The sequence below is a fragment of the Massilia sp. YIM B02763 genome (genome assembly GCF_030412015.1).
Taxonomy (GTDB): domain Bacteria; phylum Pseudomonadota; class Gammaproteobacteria; order Burkholderiales; family Burkholderiaceae_D; genus Telluria.
The window spans coordinates 93899-118404 of sequence record NZ_JASNRD010000008.1; the positions used below are offsets into that span (position 1 = coordinate 93899).

Annotated in this window: 21 protein-coding genes; 8 read left to right on the plus strand and 13 right to left on the minus strand. The window is 68.9% G+C overall.

Annotation, left to right across the window (positions count from 1 at the left end):
• The first annotated feature begins 60 nt into the window (after positions 1 to 60).
• Complete coding sequence (locus QPK32_RS12680) at positions 61 to 1023, plus strand: DMT family transporter (RefSeq protein WP_290413176.1); 963 nt, start codon at positions 61 to 63, stop codon at positions 1021 to 1023.
• 113 nt (positions 1024 to 1136) lie between these two features.
• Here QPK32_RS12680 and QPK32_RS12685 read toward each other — a convergent pair whose 3' ends face one another.
• From QPK32_RS12685 to QPK32_RS12695, 3 genes are all read right to left on the minus strand, one after another.
• Positions 1137 to 2384 carry a glycosyltransferase gene (locus tag QPK32_RS12685; RefSeq protein ID WP_290413177.1) on the minus strand — a complete coding sequence of 416 codons (1248 nt, stop codon included), beginning with the start codon at positions 2382 to 2384 and terminating at the stop codon, positions 1137 to 1139.
• 467 nt (positions 2385 to 2851) lie between these two features.
• The gene (locus QPK32_RS12690) at positions 2852 to 4060 is read right to left on the minus strand and encodes a hypothetical protein (RefSeq protein ID WP_290413178.1); all 1209 of its coding nucleotides are present in this window, start codon (positions 4058 to 4060) and stop codon (positions 2852 to 2854) included.
• A 73-nt stretch (positions 4061 to 4133) separates the two neighbouring features.
• Positions 4134 to 5018 carry a LysR family transcriptional regulator gene (locus QPK32_RS12695; RefSeq protein ID WP_290413179.1) on the minus strand — a complete coding sequence of 295 codons (885 nt, stop codon included), beginning with the start codon at positions 5016 to 5018 and terminating at the stop codon, positions 4134 to 4136.
• Positions 5019 to 5130: 112 nt separating this feature from the next.
• On the opposite strand from QPK32_RS12695, the gene QPK32_RS12700 reads away from it, so the two are divergent.
• A complete protein-coding gene (locus tag QPK32_RS12700; protein WP_290413180.1) occupies positions 5131 to 6009 on the plus strand; it encodes an SDR family oxidoreductase in 879 nt (292 codons plus the stop codon).
• Positions 6010 to 6046: 37 nt separating this feature from the next.
• The gene (locus tag QPK32_RS12705) at positions 6047 to 6520 is read left to right on the plus strand and encodes an AtaL-like protein (protein WP_290413181.1); all 474 of its coding nucleotides are present in this window, start codon (positions 6047 to 6049) and stop codon (positions 6518 to 6520) included.
• Here the strand turns inward: QPK32_RS12705 and QPK32_RS12710 are convergent, their stop codons facing one another.
• Complete coding sequence (locus QPK32_RS12710; RefSeq protein WP_290413182.1) at positions 6521 to 7450, minus strand: sugar kinase; 930 nt, start codon at positions 7448 to 7450, stop codon at positions 6521 to 6523.
• Between the two features lie 93 nt (positions 7451 to 7543).
• Between QPK32_RS12710 and QPK32_RS12715 the strand changes: the two genes are divergently transcribed.
• Positions 7544 to 8836, plus strand: a complete 1293-nt coding sequence (locus QPK32_RS12715) for an NCS2 family permease (RefSeq protein ID WP_290413183.1) — start codon at positions 7544 to 7546, stop codon at positions 8834 to 8836.
• 22 nt (positions 8837 to 8858) lie between these two features.
• Here QPK32_RS12715 and QPK32_RS12720 read toward each other — a convergent pair whose 3' ends face one another.
• Both QPK32_RS12720 and QPK32_RS12725 read right to left on the minus strand, forming a co-directional pair.
• Positions 8859 to 11516: an EAL domain-containing protein gene (locus tag QPK32_RS12720; protein WP_290413184.1), complete on the minus strand. Its 2658-nt coding sequence runs from the start codon at positions 11514 to 11516 to the stop codon at positions 8859 to 8861.
• Between the two features lie 275 nt (positions 11517 to 11791).
• Complete coding sequence (locus QPK32_RS12725; RefSeq protein ID WP_290413185.1) at positions 11792 to 12421, minus strand: response regulator transcription factor; 630 nt, start codon at positions 12419 to 12421, stop codon at positions 11792 to 11794.
• A 305-nt stretch (positions 12422 to 12726) separates the two neighbouring features.
• Between QPK32_RS12725 and QPK32_RS12730 the strand changes: the two genes are divergently transcribed.
• Entirely contained in the window at positions 12727 to 13533 is an 807-nt protein-coding gene (locus QPK32_RS12730) for a YdiY family protein (RefSeq protein WP_290413186.1), read from the plus strand.
• A gap of 46 nt (positions 13534 to 13579) precedes the next feature.
• On the opposite strand, the gene QPK32_RS12735 is transcribed toward QPK32_RS12730, so the two are convergent.
• The 4 genes from QPK32_RS12735 to QPK32_RS12750 form a co-directional block, all read right to left on the minus strand.
• Positions 13580 to 14074, minus strand: coding sequence for a hypothetical protein (locus QPK32_RS12735; protein WP_290413187.1), 495 nt, complete (start codon positions 14072 to 14074; stop codon positions 13580 to 13582).
• An 84-nt stretch (positions 14075 to 14158) separates the two neighbouring features.
• Positions 14159 to 14575: a GFA family protein gene (locus QPK32_RS12740; RefSeq protein WP_290413188.1), complete on the minus strand. Its 417-nt coding sequence runs from the start codon at positions 14573 to 14575 to the stop codon at positions 14159 to 14161.
• Positions 14576 to 14609: 34 nt separating this feature from the next.
• A complete protein-coding gene (locus tag QPK32_RS12745) occupies positions 14610 to 15899 on the minus strand; it encodes an MFS transporter (RefSeq protein WP_290413189.1) in 1290 nt (429 codons plus the stop codon).
• Complete coding sequence (locus QPK32_RS12750; RefSeq protein ID WP_290413190.1) at positions 15896 to 16219, minus strand: thioredoxin family protein; 324 nt, start codon at positions 16217 to 16219, stop codon at positions 15896 to 15898. Before QPK32_RS12750 ends, QPK32_RS12745 begins: the two co-directional genes overlap by 4 nt.
• Positions 16220 to 16409: 190 nt before the next feature.
• On the opposite strand from QPK32_RS12750, the gene QPK32_RS12755 reads away from it, so the two are divergent.
• The 3 genes from QPK32_RS12755 to QPK32_RS12765 all read left to right on the plus strand — a co-directional run bounded on the left by QPK32_RS12755 (position 16410) and on the right by QPK32_RS12765 (position 18898).
• Positions 16410 to 16592: a DUF3606 domain-containing protein gene (locus QPK32_RS12755; RefSeq protein ID WP_290413191.1), complete on the plus strand. Its 183-nt coding sequence runs from the start codon at positions 16410 to 16412 to the stop codon at positions 16590 to 16592.
• Between the two features lie 176 nt (positions 16593 to 16768).
• Positions 16769 to 17950 (plus strand): mechanosensitive ion channel family protein, encoded by a 1182-nt coding sequence (locus QPK32_RS12760; protein ID WP_290413192.1) that lies wholly within the window; start codon positions 16769 to 16771, stop codon positions 17948 to 17950.
• A gap of 90 nt (positions 17951 to 18040) precedes the next feature.
• Positions 18041 to 18898, plus strand: a complete 858-nt coding sequence (locus tag QPK32_RS12765; protein ID WP_290413193.1) for a glucose 1-dehydrogenase — start codon at positions 18041 to 18043, stop codon at positions 18896 to 18898.
• 16 nt (positions 18899 to 18914) lie between these two features.
• On the opposite strand, the gene QPK32_RS12770 is transcribed toward QPK32_RS12765, so the two are convergent.
• The 3 genes from QPK32_RS12770 to QPK32_RS12780 all read right to left on the minus strand — a co-directional run bounded on the left by QPK32_RS12770 (position 18915) and on the right by QPK32_RS12780 (position 24477).
• Entirely contained in the window at positions 18915 to 19145 is a 231-nt protein-coding gene (locus QPK32_RS12770) for a hypothetical protein (protein ID WP_290413194.1), read from the minus strand.
• 58 nt (positions 19146 to 19203) lie between these two features.
• On the minus strand, positions 19204 to 21594 hold the full coding sequence (locus QPK32_RS12775) for a PBP1A family penicillin-binding protein (protein WP_290413195.1): 2391 nt from the start codon (positions 21592 to 21594) through the stop codon (positions 19204 to 19206).
• A gap of 87 nt (positions 21595 to 21681) precedes the next feature.
• A complete protein-coding gene (locus QPK32_RS12780; RefSeq protein ID WP_290413196.1) occupies positions 21682 to 24477 on the minus strand; it encodes an EAL domain-containing protein in 2796 nt (931 codons plus the stop codon).
• Between the last annotated feature and the right edge of the window lie 29 nt (positions 24478 to 24506).

The following is a 24506-nucleotide window of genomic DNA, read 5'->3' on the forward strand; positions in this document are numbered from 1 at the left end:
GAGACCCTGCCAAGACCGGCAGCCGCGCTCCCGCCATACTCGGGTTTTTGGGAGAGCACGATGATGTCGAATCGAACGTGGCGCGGCCTCGGCGCCGGCCTGCTGGCCGGGGCGATGTGGGGCCTCGTCTTCCTCGCGCCGGAACTCGCGCGCGGGTTCTCGCCGGCGCAACTGGCCGCCGGCCGCTACCTTGCCTATGGCCTCATCGCGGCCGTGCTGGCCGCGCCGTCGTGGCGGCGCCTGCACGGCGTCCTGGGCCGCGCCGAATGGATCGGCCTGGCCTGGCTGGGCTTCACGGGCAACATCCTGTACTACCTGTGCCTGGCCGGGGCCGTGCAGCTGGGCGGCGTTGCCATGACGTCCCTGGTCATCGGCTTGCTACCCGTGACGATCACGCTGGCCGGCAGCCGCGACGCCGGCGCGGTGCCCTTGCGGCGCCTGGCGCGCTCGCTGTTGCTGGGCGTCGCGGGCCTGGTCGCGATCGGCTGGCCGGCGCTGGCCGCGGCGCGCGGCGGCACGCTGTCGGACGGCTTGCTCGGGCTCCTGTGCGCCCTCGGGGCGCTCGGCTCCTGGACCGTCTACGCGGTGACCAACAGCCGCTGGCTCGCGCGCCTGGGCGGCGTCAGCGGGCACGAGTGGAGCCTGTTGACGGGCGTGGCGACGGGCGCGCTCGCCCTGGTGCTGGCCGTGCCCGCCTTCCTGCTGGCCCCGCAGGCGCACGCGGCCCCGGAATGGGCCTGGTTCGCCGCCGGCATGGGCACGATCGCCCTGCTGTGTTCCGTGGTGGGGAATGCGTTGTGGAACGCCGCGAGCCGCCTGCTGCCCTTGACGATGGTGGGCCAGGTGATCCTGTTCGAGACGCTGTTCGCGCTCTTGTACGGCTTCATGTGGGAACGCCGCTGGCCGGCCGCGCACGAGGTGCTGGCGATGGCGCTGCTGGGCGCGGGGCTATTCGCCTCGGCGCTGGCGCACCGGCCGCAAGCGCTTGCCGACGAAGCGGTCGACCGTGTAACGGCGATGTAAAACACGTCGCCCCTGCGCAGGCATGGGCCCAATTCCGCAAGCGTTGCGACAGCGCTTGGAAACTCGGGCCCCTGCCTGCGCAGGGGCGGCGTTGCGATGCAGGGACTGCTCGATCAGCCGGCGGCCTGCACGCGGCCATCCTGGCCCGCGGCGCGGCTGGCCGCGGCCGGGTGGATGCGCAGCGCGTCGACGTTGTCGGCATCGACTTCGTCCAGGTCGGCGCTGTCCAGGGCCGGGTTCAGCAGGCGCGCGGCCTTGTTGCCCGGTTCCGTGGTCTGGATCAGGTGGTGCATCTTCTCGGCCGTCTTGTCCCACGAGGTGTTGGCGACGATGGCGCGCATGCGCTCCTTCAGCGCGGCCTGTTGTTCCGCGCTCATGTTCAGCATGCGCTCGCAGGCGGCGATGAATTTTTCCGGCGTGTCGGCGATGGCGACCACGTCGCCGTACGGCACCTTGACGTCGGTGATCGGGGTGCTGACGGACGGCAGCTCGGCAGCCATGTATTCCAGCACCTTGGTCGGCGAGATGAACTTGGTCGACTCGTTCAGGGCGAACGGCAGCAGGCAGACGTCCCAGCCGGCCAGGAATTTCGGCAGGTCGTCATAGTTGCGCTGGCCCATGTAGTGGATGTTGGGTGCCTGCGGCAGGTCTTTCGGGTCGATCTTGACGACCGGGCCGACCAGCACGATCTGCCAGTCCGGACGGGCCGCCGCGACTTCCTTGATCAGGCCGGTGTCGAAGCGCTCGTCGATGACGCCGTAGAAACCCAGGCGCGGATGGGCGACGTGGGCCTGGTCCGGGTGGCTGTTGCCGCGGTCCTGGGCTTGCTGGAAGTGCTTGGCGTCGACGCTGCTCGAGAAGCAGTGCGCGTTGGCGTGGCGCTCGCGCTTGGACTCGTACAGGCTCGGGCCGCCGGTGAAGCACAGGTCGGCGATGTTCAGCAGGGCGCTCTCGCGCTGCAGCAGTTGTTTCGGGGCGTTCTTGAACGCGGCCAGTTCGTCCATGCAGTCGTAGATGACCAGCGCCGGATCGAAGGCCTTCAGCAGCGGCAGCGCCATCGGGGTGTAGAACCAGACGACGGGCTTCTCGCCTTCCGGCACCAGGTCGCCTTCGGCCAGCAGGGTTTCCAGCGTCGGCAGCTGGTCGTCGTGGAAGCCCGGGGCGTGGATGGCGGTATGGGGCTGGACAACCGTGATGTTCGGAGCGACTTCGCGCTTCTGCAGGTGTGCCTGCCCTTCGTGGTAGATCGGCTCCTCGACCAGGACGATCTTGTAGTGTTCCGCCAGGCGCGTCATCAGGTGCTGGGGACGCTGGAAAACGAAATCCCAGCGCAGGTGGCAAAACACGATCAGGGTTGGCATGTTCAAGTTCCTTTCGCCTTCGTGGCGTTCTCGTTGATCTGAATTCCTGTCGGTCGCATGCGCTTGCGCTGCTCTTGGAAACTGGCGCACTTTCGCAACCCGACCCGGCAATCGTATCATGCAAAATTCTTAATATTTCCCGTGTAGGAATGCAATCCTGCCAACTAGACACTGAGTTTCGTTAAATTCGTCGCGATCCCCTAGCTAGGACAAACAATTGGTCTTGTCTTGTAGGCGGCGTCCTACATACGCTCAAGAAGAAACACTACGAAAACCCATCCAGTGTTCTTGTGCGCTGCGGCGTGCACAGGGATGAAAGATGCTGAAAATCCGTGTAATCACGCAGAAATCTGCCGGATTTGACGGATTGCGGGGCGGGTCTGCGCGGCAGTAAGGCGGGCGGAACAGCGGCGCCCTGCCCGGCGCGCCGCTTTCTTGCAAGGGTTCAGGCCATGCGCAAGTGACGATCAGGCCGTCAGATACGGCTCGGCCTCCTCCGGCTGCCCGCCGGCGTCGAAGCCGCGTGCCAGCAGCACGCCGTCCAGGCCCAGCGTGCCGAGGGCGTCGCACAAGTCTTCCAGTTCGCCCTCCAGCTCGGCGCCCAGGTCCAGCGGCTTGTCGACGGTGGCCAGCGGCGCGCCGCCGTCGAGCGGATACAGGTTGATGCGCAGGACGCCCTGGCCTTCCGCCTCGACCGGCGCGACGACGGCCTTGATGCGCCCGGGATCGCGCTCCTGTTCGTCCAGGCGCAGGTTGACCTCGGCGAGCGTCGCCAGCATGCCCAGCTCCGCGAGACCCTGCTCCTTGGCGCCGTAGAACAGGTCCTGGTACAGGAAGTTCAGCTCGACGCTGGACGGGTCCGCCGCCAGGCAGCGCTGCAGCACCGGCGCCGTGCTGCCGGCCCACATGCGATAGCGCGCCATGCGCGCCTCGAAATAGGCGTCTGCCGCCGCTTCGTCCTTCGGTACCTTGTAGAACGGATCGTCCGCACGCTTCAAGGAGAAGCCGAGCAGGAAGCGCAGCTGCATCGCATCGTCGTCGGGACCGTAGCCGCCGTCGCGCCAGGGCAGCATGCTGGCCTCGATGGCGGGCGCCGCCACCAGTTTCTTCGAGCGCAGCACCTGGGCGGCCTCGCGCAGCATCTCCTGCAGCTCGCTGTAGCGCACGCGGTCCACGCCGTCCAGGTCGTACAGCCAGCGCGCCAGCACGATGCGCGTGTCGGCGCTGGCCAGGCCGGCGGCGCGGAAGCTGTCCACCAGTTCCTCGTAGGCGGCATCGTCGGCGAACGCCTCCTCGGCCTTGAGGCCGCCCGTACTGTGCACGAACAGCGGGATCATGAAGGCATCGATCTCCAGTTCGGTGTCGTCGTCCTGGCGGATCAGCAGGGTCGCCGCTTCCTCCTCGACGCGCTCGCGCAGGAAGCGGCCGCAATCCGGTCCCGTATACAGGGCCAGCTCGACGGCGCCGTACAGGACCTCGTCGTGCTTGCGCCGCAGCAGGCGCCGCACCAGCGTCGTCAGGTCCTGCTCGCGCGACGCGAGGGTCGGCGGGTCCAGGTCTTCGCGCTCGGTAATCTCGAGGGCGAGGTCGACCAGGTTCTGGGCGAGCGCGTCGTAGTCCGGCTCCTCCGCCTGCTTGGCGGGTTTGCGGGGGACGGGGCGCTTGTTTTTCGGCATGGCGGGATCGCAAAGAGTGAACGAGATGCCATGGTAGCAAATCGGCGGCGCGGACCCAAACGATGGGGGCCGGTCAGGCGTCGACGAAGGCCGCCAGCTCCTCCGGAGTGCCGCGCGGGAAGGCGGCGCGCAGGTGGTCCAGGAAGGCCGCGACACGCGCGCTGAGCAGCCGGCGCGACGGATACAAGGCCCACAGCGCCGTCTCCGGGCCGTCGATGTCGCCCCAGTGAGCCAGCCTGCCGGCCGCCAGGTCGCCCGCCACGAGCGAGAGGGGCAGGCTGGCCGCGCCGGCCCCGACGCGCACGGCGTCGCGCACCATGACGAGCGAGGACAGGCGCAGCACCGGGTCGAAAGGAATCGGCGCCGCGCCCTCGACCTCCCAGGCCGTGCGTCGTTCGCCCCGGCCGCGTACGACGGCGGCGACGGGCATGCCGGCCGCCGGGCGCGCCAGCGCGGGGCTGGCCACGACCACCAGGCGGTCGCGCAGCAGGACGCGGCCGACGAGGTTCTCGTCCGGATCCGGATTGACCCGGATGACGAGGTCGATACCCTCCTCGACCATGTCGACGGCGCGGTCTTCCGTCGTGACTTCGAGCCGCACCTCCGGATGGGCCAGCGCGAAGCCGGCCGCCAGCCGTCCCAGCGCGACCTGCGAGAACAGCAGCGGCGCACTGACCCGCAGCACGCCGCGCGGCCGCGCGCCGCCCGAGGCGATCTCCGCGGCCGCCTCGTCGATCTCGGTCAGCAGCGCGCCGGTGCGGGCGTGCAGCGCTTTGCCCTCCTCGGTCAGCTGCAGCGTGCGCGCGCCGCGCTCCAGCAGGCGCACGCCCAGGTCCGCCTCCAGTTCAAGCACGCGGCGCGACAGCGTCGCCTTAGGCCGGCCGGTGGCCCGTGCGGCGCGGCCGAAGCCGCCATGGCGGGCCACGAGGTTGAAATCGGCGAGGGCGAGCAAGTCCATGTGTTCCACCAGCGAGACGGGATGTCCAATATTACCCTCTATCGGACCGCCCGTGGGATGGCTACGATGGAATCACGCAATCACTGTCGTTCAACCACCAAGGAGAAACACCATGACCATCCTCGTTACCGGTGCCACCGGCACCGTCGGCCGCAACGTCGTCGAACAACTCGCCCGACGCGGCGCCACCGTCCGCGCCCTCGTCCGCGATCCCGCGAAAGCGCGCGCCGCCGGCTTCCCCGCGAGCGTCGAGACCGTGCAGGGCGACCTGCTGGACGTCGATTCGCTGCGCGCCGCCTTCAAGGGCGTATCCACCCTGTTCCTGCTGAACGCCGTCGTGCCCGACGAATTCACCCAGGCCCTCGTCGCACTGAACCTGGCGCGCGAGGCCGGCATCGAGCGCGTCGTCTACCTGTCCGTGATCCACGCCGACCGCTATGCGAACGTGCCGCACTTCGCCGGCAAGTTCGGCGTCGAACGCATGATCGAGCACCTGGGCATCCCCGCCACCATCCTGCGCCCGGCGTATTTCATGGACAACGACCGCACCGTACAGGACGTCGTACAGCAGTACGGCGTGTATCCGATGCCGCTGGGCACCCGCGGCCTGGCGATGATCGATGCGCGCGACATCGGCGAGATCGCCGCCATCGAACTGCTGCGCCGCGAGCGGGCGGCCGGGCCCTTGCCGCTGGAACGCATCGACCTCGTCGGCCCGGACACGCTGACGGGCGCCGCGGTGGCCGCGATCTGGTCGGACGTCCTGCAACGTCCCATCGCCTACGGTGGCGACGACGGCGCGGCGTTCGAGCAGAACCTGCGCAACGTCATGCCGCCCTGGATGGCCTACGACATGCGCCTGATGAGCGAACGCTTCCACGACGTGGGCATGGCGGGGGCGGACGGCGCCGCCGCCCGGCTGGCGGCCATGCTGGGACGCCCGCTGCGTTCCTACCGCGACTTTGCCGCCGCCCTCGCCGCCGCCGACTGAACCCTGAAACCACCGCTGACCGAACAAGGAGAAGATCATGATCTATTCGACCGCCACCGTCCCCGTCAACCCGGCAGGGGAAGCCCCGCTGACCCGCGCCCAGGCCTGGGCCGGCCTCGTGCTCAAGGCGCGCGACGCCCGCCAGTTCCTGCCGCCGGGCCTGTGCACCCGCTGCGACGTCGTCGAGGAAAGCGCCACCCACATCGTGCGCGAAGCCGCGATCGGCGGCCAGGACCTGCGCGAAATCATCGCCTTCGAGGAGGAGCGCAAGGTGTCCTTCTTCCAGGCGACCGGTCCGCGCGAGGGCGTCATCGTCAACGAACTGTTCGAGGACGGCGCAGGCCGGCTGATGCTGCGCTTCTACGGCTACCTGGGCCTGCGCGACAAGACGCCGGGCGGGCCGGAGGAACAGGCCGAGCAGGCCACGCTGGACGGCGACAACGGCTACCGCGCGGCCCTGCTGTCGACCTTGAAACGCACGCGCGCCCTCGTGGCCGAAGGGCGCATCTAGTCAGGGCATCGCGGCGCGAGGAATGATGGCGCCGCGCACGCCGATCACGGCGCCGGCCAGCCGGTGGCCGGCGCGGGCGGCCGCCTGCGGATCCTGCCCGGACAGGCGCGCGGCGACATAGGCGGCGCCGAAGGAGTCGCCCGCCGCCGTCGTGTCGACCACCCGTTCGACGGGTGCGCCGGCCACTTCCGCCAGCGTGCCGTCGTGCCAGACCAGGCAGGGGTCGGCGCCGCGCTTGACGACGATCTCCTCCACGCCGAGCGCGCGCGCGCGTTCGATCGCGGCGAGCGGGTCGGCGTCGCCGTACAGGGCCGCCTCGTCGTCCAGCGTCAGCAGCGCCAGGTCGCTGTGGGCCAGCGCCGCGCGGTAGGCGGCGCGCGCCGCCTCCGGACCGTCCCACAGGCGCGGTCGGTAGTTGTTGTCGAAGGCGACGCTGCCGCCGTTGGTGCGGCAGCGCGCCAGCGCCGCCAGCAGGCGCTCGCGGTCCGGCCCGGCGAGGATCGCCAGGCTGATGCCGGACAGGTAGCACAGGCGCGCCGTCGCCAGGCGGTCCAGGACCTCGTCCGCCTGCGGCGCCTGCAGCCAGTGGCGCGCGGCCGAATCGCGCCGCCAGTAGTGGAAACGGCGCTCGCCGCCGGCATCGGTCTCGATCAGGTAGATGCCGGGCAGGCGGTCCGGCAGGCGCAGCACCGACCCGGTGCCGATGCCTTCGCCTTCCCACGCCGCCAGCATCTCGTCGGACATGCCGTCGACCCCGAGTCCGGTCACGTAGGCCACGCGGGCCAGTCCGGGATCGAGCAGGCGCGCCATGTAGACCGCCGCGTTCAGGGTGTCGCCGCCGAAGCGGTAGTCCATCGTGCCGGTGCCGGCCGGGCTGCGCTGGAGCTCGATCATGCATTCGCCGATCGCATAGATGGTAGGTGTCGTCATGGTATGGCTAGTGTAATCGATGAGGGCGATCTCGCGGCACCCGGGCCCCGGATGTTATGCTTCGGCCATCATCCCCCGTTATCCCCCCCTCCCATGCTCGAACGACTCTTCAAGCTGAAGCAGAGCGGCAGCGACGTGCGCACCGAAATGCTGGCCGGCCTGACCACCTTCCTGACGATGGCCTACATCATCTTCGTCAACCCCGCCATCCTCGGCGACGCGGGCATCCCCAAGGAGGCCGTGTTCGTCGCCACCTGCCTCGTGGCTGCCCTCGGCAGCGCCGTGATGGGCCTGTACGCGAACTACCCGATCGCGATGGCGCCGGGCATGGGCCTGAACGCCTACTTCGCCTACGCCGTCGTGCTGGGGATGGGCGTGCCGTGGCCGGCGGCGCTGGGCGCCGTGTTCGTGTCCGGCTGCCTGTTCATCCTCGCGTCCCTGTTCGGGCTGCGCGCCATGATCGTCAACGGCATCCCCCACTCGCTGCGGGTGGCGATCACGGTCGGCCTGGGCATGTTCCTGGCCCTGATCGCCTTGAAGAACGCGGGCATCGTCGTGCCCAACGCGCCGACGCTGGTCAAGGCCGGCGACCTGCACCAGCCGGGCCCGATCATGGCCGTCGCCGGCTTCCTGCTGGTCGTCACGCTGGACCGCCTGCGGGTGCGCGGCGCGATCCTGATCGGCATCGTGGCCGTGACGGTGCTGAGCTTTTTCTTCGGCGGGAACACCTTCCAGGGCGTGGTCTCGGCGCCGCCCTCGATCGCGCCGACCTTCCTGCACCTGGACGTGCCGGGGGCGCTGGGCGTCGGCATCCAGAACGTGATCCTCGTGTTCTTCCTGGTCGAGCTGTTCGACGCCACCGGCACGCTGATGGGCGTGGCGAGCCGCGCGGGGCTGCTGGTGGAAGGCAAGATGGAGCGCCTGAGCAAGGCGCTGCTGGCCGACAGCGCGGCCATCGTCGCCGGCGCCGCGCTGGGCACGTCCAGCACGACGGCCTACGTGGAAAGCGCGGCCGGCGTGCAGGCCGGCGGCCGCACGGGCCTGACGGCGCTGACGGTCGCCGCCTTGTTCCTGGCCTGCCTGTTCATCGCCCCGCTGGCCGCTGTCGTGCCGCCGTACGCGACGGCGCCGGCGCTGCTGTTCGTCGCCTGCCTGATGCTGCGCGACCTGGGCGACATCGAATGGGGCGACACGACCGAGGCGATTCCCGCGGCCATCACGGCCCTCGTGATCCCCTTCACCTATTCGATCGCCGAGGGCATCGCCTTCGGCTTCATCACCTATGCGGCGCTGAAGCTGACCACGGGGCGAGCGCGCGAAGTGGCGCCCGTCGTCTGGGTGATCGCCCTGCTGTTCACCTTCAAGATCGTCTACGTGGGAACCTGACGCTTCCTGTTCGACGCTTCGCTCAGGGCGCGCCGCCCGCGAGGCGGCCGGCGCGCAGCAGGCGGGCGAAGTCGTCCGCCGGCACCGCGCGGCTGTAGTGCCACCCCTGGATCAGGTCGCAGCCCAGCTGCTCCAGCACGGCGAGCTGGCCCGCGTTTTCCACGCCCTCCGCCACCACCGTCAGGCGCAGGCCGTGGGCCATGGCGATGACGGCGCGCGAGATCGCCAGGTCTTCACCGTCATGCAGGATGTCGCGCACGAAGGACTGGTCGAGCTTCAGCTTGTCGACGGGGAAGCGCTTGAGGTAGTTCAGGTTCGAGTAGCCGGTGCCGAAATCGTCGATCGCCAGCCGGATCCCCATGGCCTTCAATTGGGCCAGCAGGGCGACGCTCTTGCCGGCGTCGGCCATCGATGCGCTCTCCGTCAATTCCAGTTCCAGCAGGCTGGGGTCGACGCCGTAGTCGTCGAGGATGCGGCGCAGCGTGGGCACGATGCGGTCCGAGAACTGCAGCATGGACAGGTTCACCGACACCGGCACGGGATCGATGCCTGCCAGCTGCCACGCGCGCAGCTGGGCGCAGGCCTGGCGCAATGCCCACTCGCCGATGGTCATGATGAGGCCGCTCTCCTCGGCCAGGCCGATGAACACGGAAGGCGACACGAGTCCACGGTCCGGGCTGCGCCAGCGCAGCAGCGCCTCGGCGCCGACGATCTGCCCGGTCATGTCCACCTGCGGCTGGTAGTGCAGTTCCAGCTCGTCGCGTTCCAGCGCCCGGCGCAAGGCGCTCTCCAGGCGGAAGCGGTCGTTCGCGCCGTGGTTGAGTTCGGGACGGTAGAAGGCGAAGCGCTGGCCGATGCCGTCCGCGGCCAGGCGCTGGGCCGCCTCGGCACCCTTGGCCAGCACGTCGAAGTCGCGGCCGTCGTTCGGATACACGGCGATGCCGATGCAGGGGTCCAGGTGCAGCTCCTCGCCCTCGAACTGGTAGGCCGGGTCGAGCCCGGCCAGCAGGCGCCGCGCCAGGGCCGAGAAGGCGTCGATGTCCTCGCAGACGGCCGCCAGCGCGAACGCGCCTTCGGAAAAACGCCCGACGGGGTCGTTTCCGGCCAGCTCCTTCAGGCGCCCGGCGGCTTGCTGCAGCAGCACCTGTTCGGCGCGCGGTCCCAGCGTCTCGCGGATCAGCGCCATGCGCCCGAAGCGCAGCAGCAAAAAGCCCAGCGGCTTGTTCGACGCGAGCGCGTCGGTTTCCAGTTCGCCAAAGCGCTCGCCCAGCAGCTGGCGGTTGGGCAGGCCCGTCAGGGTATCGAAATTGCTGACGTAGCGCAGCCGTTCCTCCGCCCCGCGCAACTGCGTGATGTCGATGCCGGTGCCGAGCACGTAGTCGACGCTGCCGTCCTCCCGGCGCAGCACCGTGCTGTTCCACAGGATCGAGCGGATGCTGCCGTCGCGCGCGACCCATTCGCCCTGCACCGGCTGCGGCAGCCGGTCCGCGACCAGCGCGTCGAACAGGCGGTGCGCCGCGTCCGGGTCGTCGGCCTGGCGGATCACGTCCCAGCAGGGACGGCCGATCGCATCCTGTGCGGCCCATCCCAGCGTTTCCTCGCAGGCGCGGTTGAACATCACGATGCGGCCTTCGGCGTCCATCAGCAGGACCAGCGCGCCCGCCGTCTCCACGATGGCGGACAGGCGGTTGCGTTCCGAGCGCAGGTCGGCCGTGCGTTCGACCACCAGCGCTTCCAGGCGCGCATACAAGTCGGCCCGTTCGAGGGCCAGGGCGACCTGCTTGGCGACGCTGTCGAGCAGCGGCCGCTCGCCTTCCTCCAGGCCATCGGCCGCGCACACCAGGTGCAGCACGCCCAGCTTGCGCTCGCCCGCCATCAGCGGAACGCACAGGCGCCGCTCGCCGTCCGTGGCGCAGGCGCCGGCGCCCTGGCATTCCGGGCACACCGCAGCCGCCGCGGCCACGCCTTCCGACCGCACCACCCGCAGCAGCCCGTCCGGCCCCGCCGTGCTGAGCGCGGCGCCGTCGAGGGCGGCCAGCTGCAGCAGCCGGCCCAGCGCGGCGTCGGCGACGGCGGTCTCCGTCAAGGCTTCGTTGAGCGCGCCGGCGATGCTGCCCAGCAGGGCCAGGGAGCCGACCATGCGCTCCAGGCCGGCCTGCTGTTCCGCCAGCTCCTCGTTCAGGCGCAAGGCTTCCTCGTGGGTGGCGACCAGCAGCTCGTAGATGCGGCGCCGCTCGCCGGCCAGGAATTCGAGCGGACGGTCGTCGCCGGCGGCGCGCTGCTCGAGCAGGCGGCGCACGCGCGCGAACAGTTCCTCGGGTTCGTAGGGCTTGCGCAGGAAGGCATCGGCGCCCGCCTCCAGGCTGCGCACGATGTCCTGCAACGTGGACAGGTTCGTGAGCAGCACGACCGGTACGTGGGCGAGCGCTGGATCGTCCTTGACCGCGCGGCACAGCGCATAGCCGTCCATGCGCGGCATGGCGATGTCGCTCAGCACCAGGTCGGGGCAGTCGGCTCGCATCTGCTCCAGCGCGGCGAGCCCGTCGCCGGCGACGCGGACGCGGTAGCCGCCTGTTCCTTGCAGCAGGCGGACCAGGTACTGGGCCTGGGTGGGGCTGTCCTCGACCACCAGGATGTTCGCGAGGGCGGCTGGCAGCGGGATGTCTTGCGTTGTCGTCATCGTTCTGCGGCGATTGTTCAGAAACCGTCAAGGGCAAGCGCAACCTACGCCCGAATGTGTCTTGCTGTGATGATAGCGAAGATGGTTAAGAAATAACATTGTTTCGCGCGCATATGATACATGGACTGTATTTACGCGGCTTCTTACCGGATCCCTCGAAGTCGGCCACGCCGATGGCGAGCTGCTCAGCCCTATCTTTTGGTCAGCCGCTGTGTCGCATATTTAACGACAGCAAGCTTTAACATTGTTGTTGAATGGCAACCAATTCGTGCGAATCAGCCGGCCAGGCCGTGCTGGAGCGCGTAACGGATCAGGGACGCGTTGGTCGACATGCCCATCTTGCGGAAGATCCGGCTGCGGTAGGTGTTCACGGAGCTGACGCTGATGCCCAGTTCCGCCGCGACCTGCTTGATCTGCAGGCCGGCCCCGATCAGGGCCACGATTTCCGACTCGCGCGGCGTCAGGCTCTCGTGGCGCGCCCGTGCGGCCGGGTCGCCCTCCTGCTGCAGCAAGGCCGCCACGCGCGGCCCGACCCAGGGGCGGCCCGTGCCGACGCAGCGGATCGCCTCGACCAGTTCGCTCGACGCCATCGACTTCGATACATAGGCAAGCGCCCCGGCGCGCATGGCGGCCAGCGCGAAGCGCTCTTCCGGATGCATGCTCAGCATGACGATCCGCAGCGCGGGAAAATGACGGCGCAACTCGGCCAGGCCGTCCAGGCCATCGCTGTCGGGCAGGCTGATGTCCAGCACCGCCACGTCCGGACGAACCTGGGCGATCAGCGCGATGGACTGCTTCAGGTCTGCGGCTTCGCCGACGATTTTTAGGTCGGCGCAGTGCCGGACGATCTTCTTGACTCCTTCGCGGATCAATTCGTGATCGTCGGCGATAACTACCCTGATCAATGTGCTTCCTTATACATCCAAGCCGGTATGTCCGGCAAAGCGGGCATTCTAGGCACCGGCCTGATCACATTGCAAACATAATTAATGGCGACTTAACAATTGCATTATTTTCCGTGAGAATTTTCGAGAATAAAATTTCGTCGCAAAAAGCCGTGCGTCGCGCTTTAGGCTACAATGTTGCCTCCGCCGCGCCTGCGTGCCACGCGCTTGCCATGTATCGGCGGACCATCCATGAACGACAGGCTGTCCCAGGTCCGGTTCGCCCCTTCGGCAGCGGAGCGCAGACGGCAGCCGTACAGATGCCTATGAAATCTCTGATGTTTTGCGCGCTGGCCCTGGCCGGCGCAGCCGGCAATACCTGGGCCGACGATGCACTCGATGTCCCCGATGCGCCGCAGTCGACCTACTTCACCCAAGCGCCGTCCAAGCCCATCCCCGAGGGCAGCAACTGGTACACGTCGGCGGAACTGGGCGCGATCTCCACCTCCGGCAATACGACCGGCACGTCCGTCACGGGCAAGATCGACGCCCGCCACGAGATGAAGAACTGGAGCAACGAGTACATCGTCAGCGGCTACTTCAAGGAAGACGAAATCGTCAACGACGACGGTTCGCGCGAGCGCACCCGTTCGGCCCAGCGCTATTCGGTATCGGCCAAGGCGGCCTACAAGCTGCTCACGGACGGCAACCGCGCCTTCGTGCTCGGCTCGCACGTGAACGACAAGTTCGGCGCCTACACCCGCTATTCCTCGCTGTCCGTCGGTTACGGCACGCAGCTGATGCGGCGCGAGGACAAGACGCTCGACGTCGAGGTCGGTCCGGGTTACTTCCACGGCGAGAATGCGGAAGGCGGAATCGAGTCCGGCATGACGGTGCGCGGCGCGGCCCAGCTGCGCTGGCGCGTGAGCCCGTCGGCGGCGTTCTCGCAGAGCATCAGCGTCGAGCGCAGCACGGCGAACACGCACTCGATCGCCGAGACCTCGCTGTCCACCAAGATCAACGGGACGATGCAGATGAAGGCGGCGTTCAGCGCCCGCAACGACACCAACGTCCCGGAAGACAAGAAGAATACGGATACGCAGACGTCGCTGACGCTGGTGTATTCGTTCTGATGTCGTCCTGACCGCCGTCCCCGGCACGGCCGGGGACGGTGTCGTCTTATTTCTTCAGCAGGATGCGGCCCTTGAGCTGGATCGTGCCCTGCCCCGTCGCCATGTCCTCGCCGCCCGTGATGGCGCCGCTGCCGGTCGCCTTGAAGTAGCGGCCGGTGCCGCCGGTGATCGAGAAGCTCGCGTTCGTGAACACGTACTTGGTGCCTTCCCCGGTCGGCACGAACTGGCCGTTGTAGTCGGCGAACAGCAGCTCGCCGGTCATCGTGGTGATCATGAACTTGCCGTCGCTGAACGTGTAGCTGGTGCCGTTCTGGTTGATGCAGTCGCTCGACAGGAAGGTGACGCGGCCCAGCAGCGCGCTCGAGCCGTAGCCCAGGATGGTGCCGCCGAATTTCGAGGCGCAGCGCAGCGACACGCCGGGGATTTCCTGCATCACGCCGGACAGTTCGAGGTCCTGGTAGGCGCTCTTGGCGGCGGATGCGCCGAAGGCGGCGCTCAGCAGCAGGGAACCGACGACGGCGCGCAGGGCGAGTTTGGACATGGTTTCTCTCCGAAACAGTGTGAAAGTTAATTGGAGTTCAATATTAACTATTTCACATTTCGAGGAGCGCACGGATGAGTTTGCTCAGCCTCCGGGGCCGGGCCCTTCCGCGCGGGTGCGGGGGTAACGCGGCAATCCATCGTCGATCGACGACCACGACAGGCGCTGGCTGGCATAGGTATGGTCGTCCGGCGGCGCCAGTTCCGGGTCGTCCAGGCTGCCCGTCGCGACGTCGATCTCGCCGCGCGACGCGTCGCTCTGCCACGTCAGCGCCGTGCCGCATTGGGCGCACAGCCCCCGTTCCACGCCCGGACTCGAGCCGCGGACCAGCGGCGGCGCCGCCGTCCAGCGCAGCGCATCCGTCCTCACGCTGAACCAGGCAAACGCCGGGGCGCCGCTGGTGCGGCGGCAGTCGACACAGTGGCACAGCGTCCGGTTGAACGCCGGCCCGTCCACCTCATAGCGTACCGCGCCGCAGGCGCATCCTCCGTGCCAGGCCATGCGTTCCTCCCATCGCCGCTTGCGTTCGAGGCCTTCAGCGTACCGCGGCAGGCGCCCCGCGCGGCGCACCGCCCGCAAGCAGCAGCGCGGCCAGGCTGACCAGGGCGGCCACGCTCAGGTACCAGCCGACCCAGTCCAGGCCGTGGTGGGTGGCCAGCCAGGTGGCGATGTAGGGCGCCAGCGAGGCGCCCAGGATGCCGGCCAGGTTGAACGTGAGCGAGGCGCCCGTGTAGCGCACGGCCGGCGGGAACATCTCGGACAGCAGCGTGCCCAGCGGGCCATAGGTCATGCCGATCAGGCACTGGCCGATCACCATGAACGCGATCACGAGGACCAGGCTGCCGGAACCGAACATCGGGCCCAGCACGAGGCCGAACACGGCGATCGCCGCCGACACGCCGATCATGGCGGCGCGCCGGCCGTGGCGGTCGGCCAGCACGGCGGCGATGGGGATCGTCAGGCCGAAGAACACGATGGCGACCAGCTGGAGCACGAGGAATTGCTGGCGCGAGTAACCGAGGGCCGTGGTGCCCCAGGACAGCGCGAACACCGTCATCAGGTAGAAGATCACGAAGGTCGACAGCGCCGCCAGCGTGCCCAGCACGAGCGGACGCCCATGGTTCGCGAACACTTCCACGACCGGCAGGCGCACGCGTTCGTTGCGGTCCAGCACGGCCTGGAAGTCGGGCGTCTCGGTGATCTTCAGGCGCACGTACAGGCCGACGATGACGAGCAGCGCGCTGGCCAGGAACGGCACGCGCCAGCCCCAGGCGAAGAAGGCGGCGTCGCTCATCGTCTCGGACAGCAGCAGGAAGATGCCGCCGGACAGGAAGAATCCCAGCGGCGCGCCCAGTTGCGGGAACATGCCGTACCAGGCGCGCTTGCCGGGCGGCGCGTTTTCGGTGGCGAGCAGCACGGCCCCGCCCCACTCCCCGCCCAGGCCCAGGCCCTGGCCGAAGCGGCACAGCGCGAGCAGCAGCGGCGCCAGCGTGCCGATCGTCGCATAGGTCGGCAACAGGCCGATCACGACCGTGGACACGCCCATGGTCAGCAGCGCGGCGACGAGCGTCGCCTTGCGGCCGATGCGGTCGCCGAAGTGCCCGAACAGGGCCGAGCCGACGGGCCGCGCGAAGAAGGCGATGGCGAAGGTGGCCAGCGATTGCAGCGTGGCCGCGGCGGCATCGCCGGCCGGGAAGAACAGCTTGGGAAAGACCAGGACGGCCGCGGTGGCGTAGATATAGAAGTCGAAGAACTCGATGGTGGTGCCGATCAGGCTGGCGAACAGCACGGTCGCCGGTTTGTTGCGCGGTGCAGGTGTCGTCATTCGCCGTCCGCCAGGCTCAATGCGCTCACGACTTCCTGGTCGTCCTCCGGGCGCACGACGCGCGCGATCTCCTGGCCGTTCTTCATGACGATCACGGTCGGCCACAGCTTGACGCGGAACGATCGTCCCAGCGCGCGGCCCGGCCCGTCCTCGACCTTGATGTGCGCGATTTCCGGATATTGCGCCAGCGCGCGTTCGATATGCGGCTCGGCGGCCTTGCAGTAGCCGCACCAGTTGGTGCCGAAATCGACGGCGGTCACGCCGCTCCTCGCGTCGATGGCCGCCCGCTCGGGCTGCTCGGTCTCATAGGGCTTGGTCATGGTGCATCTCCGTGTTGTCCTTGCGACTAGCCTACCTCAAACGCGGTTGGTCGGGAAGAACGGCAAAGCGGGAAGAACGGCAAAACGGCAAGAACGGGCAATCCGGATGCCTCCGTTAGGTGAAACACCGAACGGAATACGGCCCGGGGCGCTGGCATGCTGGGCGCATACCGTTTCGAAGGAGGCCATCATGTCCGACAACCTGAACAACCGCGGCCCGCAGGACCGCAGCCGCATCAGCCTGAGCGAGAAGTGGGAAGTCCAGTACTGGACGAAGGAACTGAACGTCACCGAGGAACAGCTGCAGCAGGCCGTCAAGCAGGCCGGCAACAGCGTCAACGCCGTGCGCCACCACCTGGCCAAGCTGCACTGACAGGCCGCTGCTGAACGGCGGCGGCCCCGGCCCGCCTCGGCGCCGCCGCCACGCCGCCCCCTCCGGGGCGGCGACCTGCCCGCTTCCGCCGGGCCGCCGCCGGCGCGTCCGGCGCGCTTCGACGTCCTCTCCAGTGCCATCCCCGGCGCCCTTGCCATCCCAACGAAAGGAGCCCAATGGACATCCACGGCTATTTCCCGAGCCTCGACATCGCATGGACCAATGCCGCCTTCGCGCTGGCCGCGGCGGTGCTGACCTTCGCCCTCATCCACGGCGCCGTCGCGCTGTTCCGCAAGCGCCTGGCCGCCCTGTCGGGCGAACGCGCCCACAAGCCCATCGTAGAAGTCCTGCGCCACACGCTGGCGCGCACCAGCAGGTTCGCCATCTTCGCCACCGCCGTGCTGGTCGGCCTGGAAGTGCTGGACCTGCCGGCGCCCTGGAACGCCCGCGTCGACCACCTGTGGTTCATCACGCTGGGCGCCCAGATCGCGCTGTGGCTGCACCGCGCCATCGAAGTCACCGCGCGGCGCTATTTCCGCGTGCACGGCAAGGGCCTGGAGGACGACCAGGTCACCGTCGCCCACACCCTCATGATCTGGGCGCTGCAATGGAGCGTCTGGACCATCTTCGCCCTGGCGATGCTGTCCAACCTGGGCATCAACGTCACCACCTTCGTTGCCAGCCTGGGCATCGGCGGCGTGGCCGTCGCGCTGGCCGTGCAGAACATCCTGGGCGACCTGTTCGCGTCGCTGTCGATCGCCGTCGACAAGCCCTTCGAGGTGGGCGACGCGGTCTCGGTGCCGGAATTCTCCGGCACCATCGAGCACGTGGGCCTCAAGACGACGCGGATCCGCGCCCTGTCCGGCGAGCAGATCGTCATCGCCAACGCCGAGCTGCTGCGCAAGGTCGTGCACAACTTCAAGCGCCAGAGCACGCGCCGCGTGCAGTACGCGCTGCGCATCAACCCGTCCACGCCACCGGAGCTGGTGAGCCGCGTGCCGGAAGCCCTGGGCGACATCATCAAGGCCCAGGACAAGGTCAAGTTCGACCACGTGAACCTGACCGCGATGAACCAGGACTACCTGGAGTACGACATCGTCTACAACATGCAGGAAGCGGACTACGGCCTGTTCCTGCGCACCCAGCAGGCGGTGCTGCTGCAGACGATGACGATGCTGCGCGAACTGGGCATCTCGACGGCGCCGCGCGCCCGGCAGCTGCTGGTGCAGGATCCGGCCGTCGACTCGGCCGCGGCCGCGCGGGCCGCCAACGATGCGCGCGGCACGGATACGCACGAGGGCGGCGCCATCGAACTGCCGGACGGCCGCGGCAAGCTGCAGTCGCGCCCGACGCATTGAGGGGCGCTTGTTGCGGCGCGGAATACGAACGCCGCGCCGCAGCCGCAGCGCATAGAATTCGAACCTCCACGAATGCATCGGAGGTTGAGAATGCCCGAACAGAACCAGCAACAGCCCGCGCAGCAACAGACCCCGCCGGGCACCGAGACCCTGCTCCAGCCGAAGGCCGACCACGGCGAAACCAGCTACGTCGGCCACGGCCTCCTGCAAGGCAAGGCCGCCGTCATCACCGGCGCCGACAGCGGCATCGGCCGCGCCGTCGCCATCGCCTATGCGCGCGAAGGCGCGGACGTGCTGATCTCCTACCTGAACGAACACGAGGACGCGCAGGAAACGGCGCGCCTGGTCGAGGAAGCGGGCCGCAAGGCCGTGCTGCTGGCCGGCGACCTGGCCGACCCGGCCCAGTGCCGCGCCCTCGTCGACCGCGCCGTGCAGGAGTTCGGCCGCATCGACATCCTGGTCAACAATGCCGCCTTCCAGATGACCCACGAATCGATCGACGAGATCCCGGACGAGGAATGGGAACGCACGTTCGCCGTGAATATCTCGGCGATGTTCTACATCTGCAAGGCCGCCGTGAAGCACATGCCGCAGGGCTCCGCGATCATCAATACGAGCTCGGTCAACTCGGACAAGCCCACGCCGACGCTGCTCGCCTATGCCACCACCAAGGGCGCCATCGCCAACTTCACGGCGGGCCTGGGCCAGCTGCTGGCCGACAAGGGCATCCGCGTGAACTGCGTGGCGCCGGGCCCGATCTGGACACCCTTGATCCCGTCGACGATGCCGCCGGACGAGGTAGAGAGCTTCGGTTCGCAGACGCCCATGAAGCGCCCCGGCCAGCCGGCCGAACTGGCGGGCACCTATGTGTTCCTGGCGTCGAACGCGGCCAGCTCCTACATCACGGGCGCGCGCATCGCCGTCACGGGCGGTACGCCGGTGCTATGAATTAAGCCTCGCGTCATCAAGCTTCGAGTCGCTTCAGCCGCTGGCCCAGGATGCCCCAGCGGCAATCGACGCCGTCGAGCCGGGCGCACAGCGCCCAGCCGGTGCCGATCTTCTCGACCGTCACGCCCGTCTCGATTTCCCTGGCCAGCTTCTCGGCCCAGATCCCGGCCGCTCCCCTGCCCTTGAACAGTTCATTGCCTTCGTAGACGACGGTGGCGTCGAACACGGGCATGGCGAATACGGTCATGGTTTCCTCTGCTGTTTGCTTGAAAAGCGTGATCCTACCACCGGGGCGGGCGACCGCGTCACGCGTCGTTCGGGAAGCGGTTGACGTCCGCCGGCTGGTCGGCCGGCGGCGCCGGCGCTTCGTCCGGCGGCGGCTGCGGCAGGTCGGCCGGCGGGCCGCCATCCTGCTCGAACTCGCCGCCCTCTTCCACCGGCTCCTCTTCCGGCTCCTCGCGCGGCGCCGGCGGCTGCGGCTTGCGCCCGCCGGGGAACAACTGGTCGGCGCTGATCTTGCCGCTGTCGAGCATGCCCTTGAAGAAGTCGCCCACCAGCAGGATCGCGCTGTGGCCGCCCTGGCCCCAGTAATTCGAGCGCATCGTCACGCGGTTGTCGTTGAAGCCGACCCAGGCGCCGGCCACGAGGTTCGGGTGCATCATGATGAACCAGCCGTCCGCATTGTTCTGCGTGGTGCCGGTCTTGCCGGCGACGTCGGCGTAGATGCCGAAGCGGTAGCGGATCGCCGTGCCGGTGCCGCGGTTGATCACGCCGCGCATCATGTCGATCAGCGTCACGGCATTTTCCTGCGACAGCACGCGCTGCGGCGCCTGCGAGCCGAAATCGGCGACCACCTTGCCGTCGCGGTCCGTGATGCGGCGCACGAACACGGGGCGGCGGTACTCGCCCTGGGCCGCGATGGTCGAATAGGCGCTGACCATTTCCAGCAGCGTCACGGGGCTCGTGCCCAGCGCGATCGACGGCACCTGCTGCAACCTGCTCTGGCGGATGCCCAGGTTTTGCGCGAGCTTGACGATGGGCGCCACGCCGACGTCGCGCGCGACCTGCGCCGTGATCGTGTTCTTCGACTGCACGAGGCCGTCGCGCATCGTCAGCCGGCGGCCCGTGGTGCCGCTCATGTCGGTCGGCTTCCAGCGGGTGCCGTCGGCGAAGCGGATTTCCGTGACGGCGTCCAGGTAGGGGTGCTCCGGCGCGATGCCCTGCTCCAGCGCGGCGGCGTAGACGATGGGCTTGAACGTGGAGCCGGGCTGGCGTGCGGCCTGGGCCACGTGGTCGTACTGTTCGCGCTGGAAGTCGCGGCTGCCGACCCAGGCCTTCACCTCGCCCGTGTCCGGATCCATCGCCACGAATCCCGCTTCCAGGCGCGCCTTGGTCGTCTTCAGCGCGCGCATGAATTCGCGGTCGCCTTCCAGCCGCTTCAAGGCGGCGGCCGGGCTTTCGCCGCCGTCCACGGCCTTGCGGTACTCGGCCGACTCGCGCACGAAGGTGTCGAGCAGCGCGCCGTGCGTCTGCCAGTAGTAGGCGAACGGCGTCACGCCCTCGCGCATGCTGGTGTAGGTATTGGTCGAGGTCGAATTGACCTGCCAGGAATGGGCCCAGTCGACGTCGGCCACGGCCTGCAGCGCGTCGGCCTGGCGTTCGACCGAGCGCAGCGCGGCCTGCTGCAGGTCGTAGTCGAGCGTGGTCTGCACCACCAGGCCGTCCTGCTGCAGGTCGGCGTCGTTCTTCTCGGCCCAGTCGACCAGCCACTTGCGGACGTAGGTGGTGAAATGGTCGTCCTTGGCGGTGCGTTCCTGCTGGCGCGAGAAGCGCAGGCGCAGCGGACGCTTGACCAGCTGGGCGTAGCGCTTCTCGTCGATGGCGCCGGCCTTGAGCATCTGGCCCAGCACGACGTTGCGGCGCGCCAGCGAGCGTTCGGGATTCGTCACCGGGTTGTAGTAGGCCGTGCCCTTGAGCATGCCGACCAGCGTCGCCGCTTCCGTCTCGTTCAGCTGCGCGGCCGGCTTGCCGAAATACGTGCGCGCCGCGGCCTCGATGCCATAGGTGTTGTACAGGAAGGGCACCGTGTTCAGGTAGGCTTCCAGGATCTCCGTCTTGCTGTAGGTGTTCTCGATCTTGAAGGCGGTGATGAGTTCCTTCAGCTTGCGGTTGATGTTGCGCGCGCGGCCGATCTCCTCGCGGAACATATTGCGGGCCAGCTGCTGGGTGATGGTCGAGCCGCCCTGGGCGTCGCCGCGCAGGTTGGCAACCAGCGCGCCGGCGATGCGCGTGAAATCGACGCCGTGGTGGTCGTAGAAGCGGTGGTCCTCGGTGGCGATCAGCGCCGCGATCACGTGCGGCGACACCTGGGCCAGGCGTACGCGCTCCTGCACGCCGCGCTCGAAGCTGGCCAGCTCGCGGCCGTCGGCCGACAGCACGACGGTCGGGCTCGCCATGCGCGCCTGCCGGACGTCCTTGATGGCCGGCGTGAGCGGGAACAGCAGCGCGACGTAGCCCGCGAACAGGACCAGCAGCAGGACGAGGCTGCCGCAGGCGATCCACAACCAGCGCTGCAGCGGCGGCTTCTTCATCAGGTGCGCCCGGGTGCGTTCATAGCCCTCCTGCGCCCGCGCGCTGGCGCGGTCGATCAGCCGGCGCTCGCGCCCGTCCCACTTGCCGTCGTTATGGTCATCCACGTTATTCCTGCCTGCTCCACCTTGTCAGAGGCATAAGTATAGCTGAGCTCCCCGCCGCGCACGGTTGGCCGCCGCAGGCGAATACGGTCAGGCCGGCACCCCGTTCGGACGCACATTGCGGCCGTTGCGCAGCAGCGCCTCGACGTCCGCGCCGGACGCGGCGCGGGCGAACACGTGGCCCTGCACCTCGTCGCAGCCGCGCCGGCGCAGGTAGTCCAGCTGGGCCTCGGTCTCGACGCCCTCGGCGATCACGCGCATGTGCAGGCCGCGCGCCAGCTCGATGATGGCGGAGACCAGCGCGGCGTCGTCGGCGCTGGAAGCGATGTCGCGCACGAAGCTGCGGTCGATCTTCAGCACGTCCACGGGGAAGCGCCGCAGGTAGGACAGGCTCGAGTAGCCTGTGCCGAAATCGTCGATCGACAGTTTCACGCCCATCGTCTTGAGCTCGCGCATGGTACGGATCGCGCCCTCGACGTCGGCCATCACGAGGCTTTCCGTGATCTCGACCTCGAGCGAGGCCGCGGGCATGCCCGTCTCGTCGAGGACGCGGGCGATCTCGCGTACCAGGCCGGGCTCGGCGAACTGGCGCGCCGACAGGTTCACGGCGATGCGCAGCGGCCCGTAGCCGGCGTGCTGCCAGTCGCGGTTCTGGCGGCACGCCGTGCGCAGCACCCACGAGCCGATCGGCACGATCAGGCCCGTCTCCTCGGCCAGGTTGATGAAGCGGTCCGGGCGCACCATGCCCATGCTCGGGTGGCGCCAGCGGATCAAGGCCTCCAGCCCCACCACGGAACCCGTCCCAAGGTCGACCTGGGGCTGGTAGAACAGCTCGAATTCGTCCTGCAGCAGCGCGCTGCGCAGCGCCCCTTCCAGCGCCAGGCGGTCGCGCGCCCGCGCATTCATCGCCGGGGTGAAGAACTGGACGGTGTTGCGGCCCACTTCCTTGGCCCGGTACATCGCCACCTCGGCGTGCTGGACCAGCGTGGCGGCATCGCTGCCGTCGGCGGGGAAGCCGGCGACGCCCGCGCTGCCCGTCATAACCAGCTCCTGGCCGCGCAGCGCGAGCGGGTGCGCCAGCGCTTCCAGCACGGCGCGCACGGTGGCCGAGACCTCGGCCTCCGTCTGGCGACCGGGCAGCACGAGCACGAACTCGTCGCCGCCCGTGCGCGCCGCCGTGTCGCCCCGGTCGATGGCGCCGGCGATGCGCGCGGCCGCCGCCTTGAGCAGCTCGTCGCCGGCCTGGTGGCCCAGCGTGTCGTTGACGAACTTGAAGTGGTCGAGGTCGAGCGCCGCTACCCAGACGTCGGCCCTTCCGGCCGCGGCATTGATGGCGCCGTCGATGCGGTCGTGCAGCAGCGAGCGGTTGGGCAGTCCCGTCAGCGTGTCGAAGCGGGCGCGGGTCTCCAGCTCGGCCTCGTAGCGCCGGGCCGTGCTGACGTCGTACTGCGTCATCACGAAATGTTCGGTCGACCCGTCGTCGCCGAAAACCGGGGCGATGTAGACCTCGGCATCGATCTCGCGACCGTCGCCGCAGCGCAGGCGCATCGCCACGTGGCCCTCGCGGTTGGTACGAATGGCCGCGCGCAGCTCGGCCACCGCGGACTGGTCCGGCTCCTGTATTCCCAGCTCCTGCAGCTGGCGTCCGACGACTTCCGCGGGCGCCAGCTTGCGCATGCGCACGAAGGCGGGGTTCACGTATTCGATGGGATAGCCGGGCCGCGTCGCGCTGATCAGGATCACGGCGTTCGCGCTGGCGTCGATCGCGCGCCGGTACAGCCGCAAGGCGTCCAGCGCGCCGTGCAGGTCGGCGGTGCGGCGCTCGACCAGCCGCTCGATCCGGCGCGTGCGCCGCACGCGCCCCTGGACCCAGGCGGCCGTCGCCGCGCTGGCCAGGCTGCCGAGGATGAGCGTCAGCATGGGCGCGGCACCGTTCATCATGCGCCCGGAATAGCCCGCCATGCCGAGTTCCCAGCGCTGGCCGGCAAACTCGAAAACGTGCCGGGTGCGGAAGACGGCGTCGCCCGATCCAGCGAGCCACCACGGCTCCCTGTCCTCCAGACCGGCCTCCTGCCGGAACGCCAGGCGGCGCCCCGTATGCGAAGGGCCATACAGTTCGATGGTCATGTCGCCCCGTTGCAGCAGGCGCGAGCCGCTCAAGCTGCTGCCGAGCAGCGCGGCGATGTCGATGACGACGGCCGTGTCGCCGATCACGGAGGCGGCGGAACGCGGCGCGTTCCGAGCGTACACGGGCAGCATCAGGATCAGGCCGAGGTGGTCGGGCTGCTGCAGCAGCGGAACGAGCCCGGTCGACGCCACCTGCCCCGTGCCGACCGCGCGCGCGAAGGCCGTCCCCTGCTCCGTGTGCGCGAGCACGTCGTAGCCCAGCGTGAATTCGTTGCCGGGGAGCGGCTCGACGTACTCGACGACCAGGTAGCGCGCGCGGACGCCCGCCGGCACCAGGCGGGTGCCCTGGCGCTCGCGAACGGCGAAGCCGGGCACGGCGGCGCGGTGTTCGGCCTCGTACGCGGGACGCGCAGCGCCCGCGACGAGGCGGTGGAACACGACGGCGCGCAGGTAGGCATGGTTGTCGAGCAGCGGACGGACGAAGGCCCCGAACTCGTCGCGGCCCACGGGACCCACCGAGGCGAACAGCGCGTTTGCCGCTCGCAACACGTCGAAGGAATCGCCCAGGCTGCGGGTGACGGCCGCCTTGCGCACCTCGGCGCGCTGCAGGAATTCCGCCCGCGCCCGTTCGATCTCGGCGTCGCGCACGCCGGCGAACAGCAGGCCCGTGACGACCAGCCCCGCCAGCAGCGTGAGCAGCGTGGCGGTGGCCGGAAGCCGCATGCGTGCGCGGGCGTTGGGCGCGATCCGTGTCAACATGGCCCATCGTAGCGCAGAAGCCCGATGGG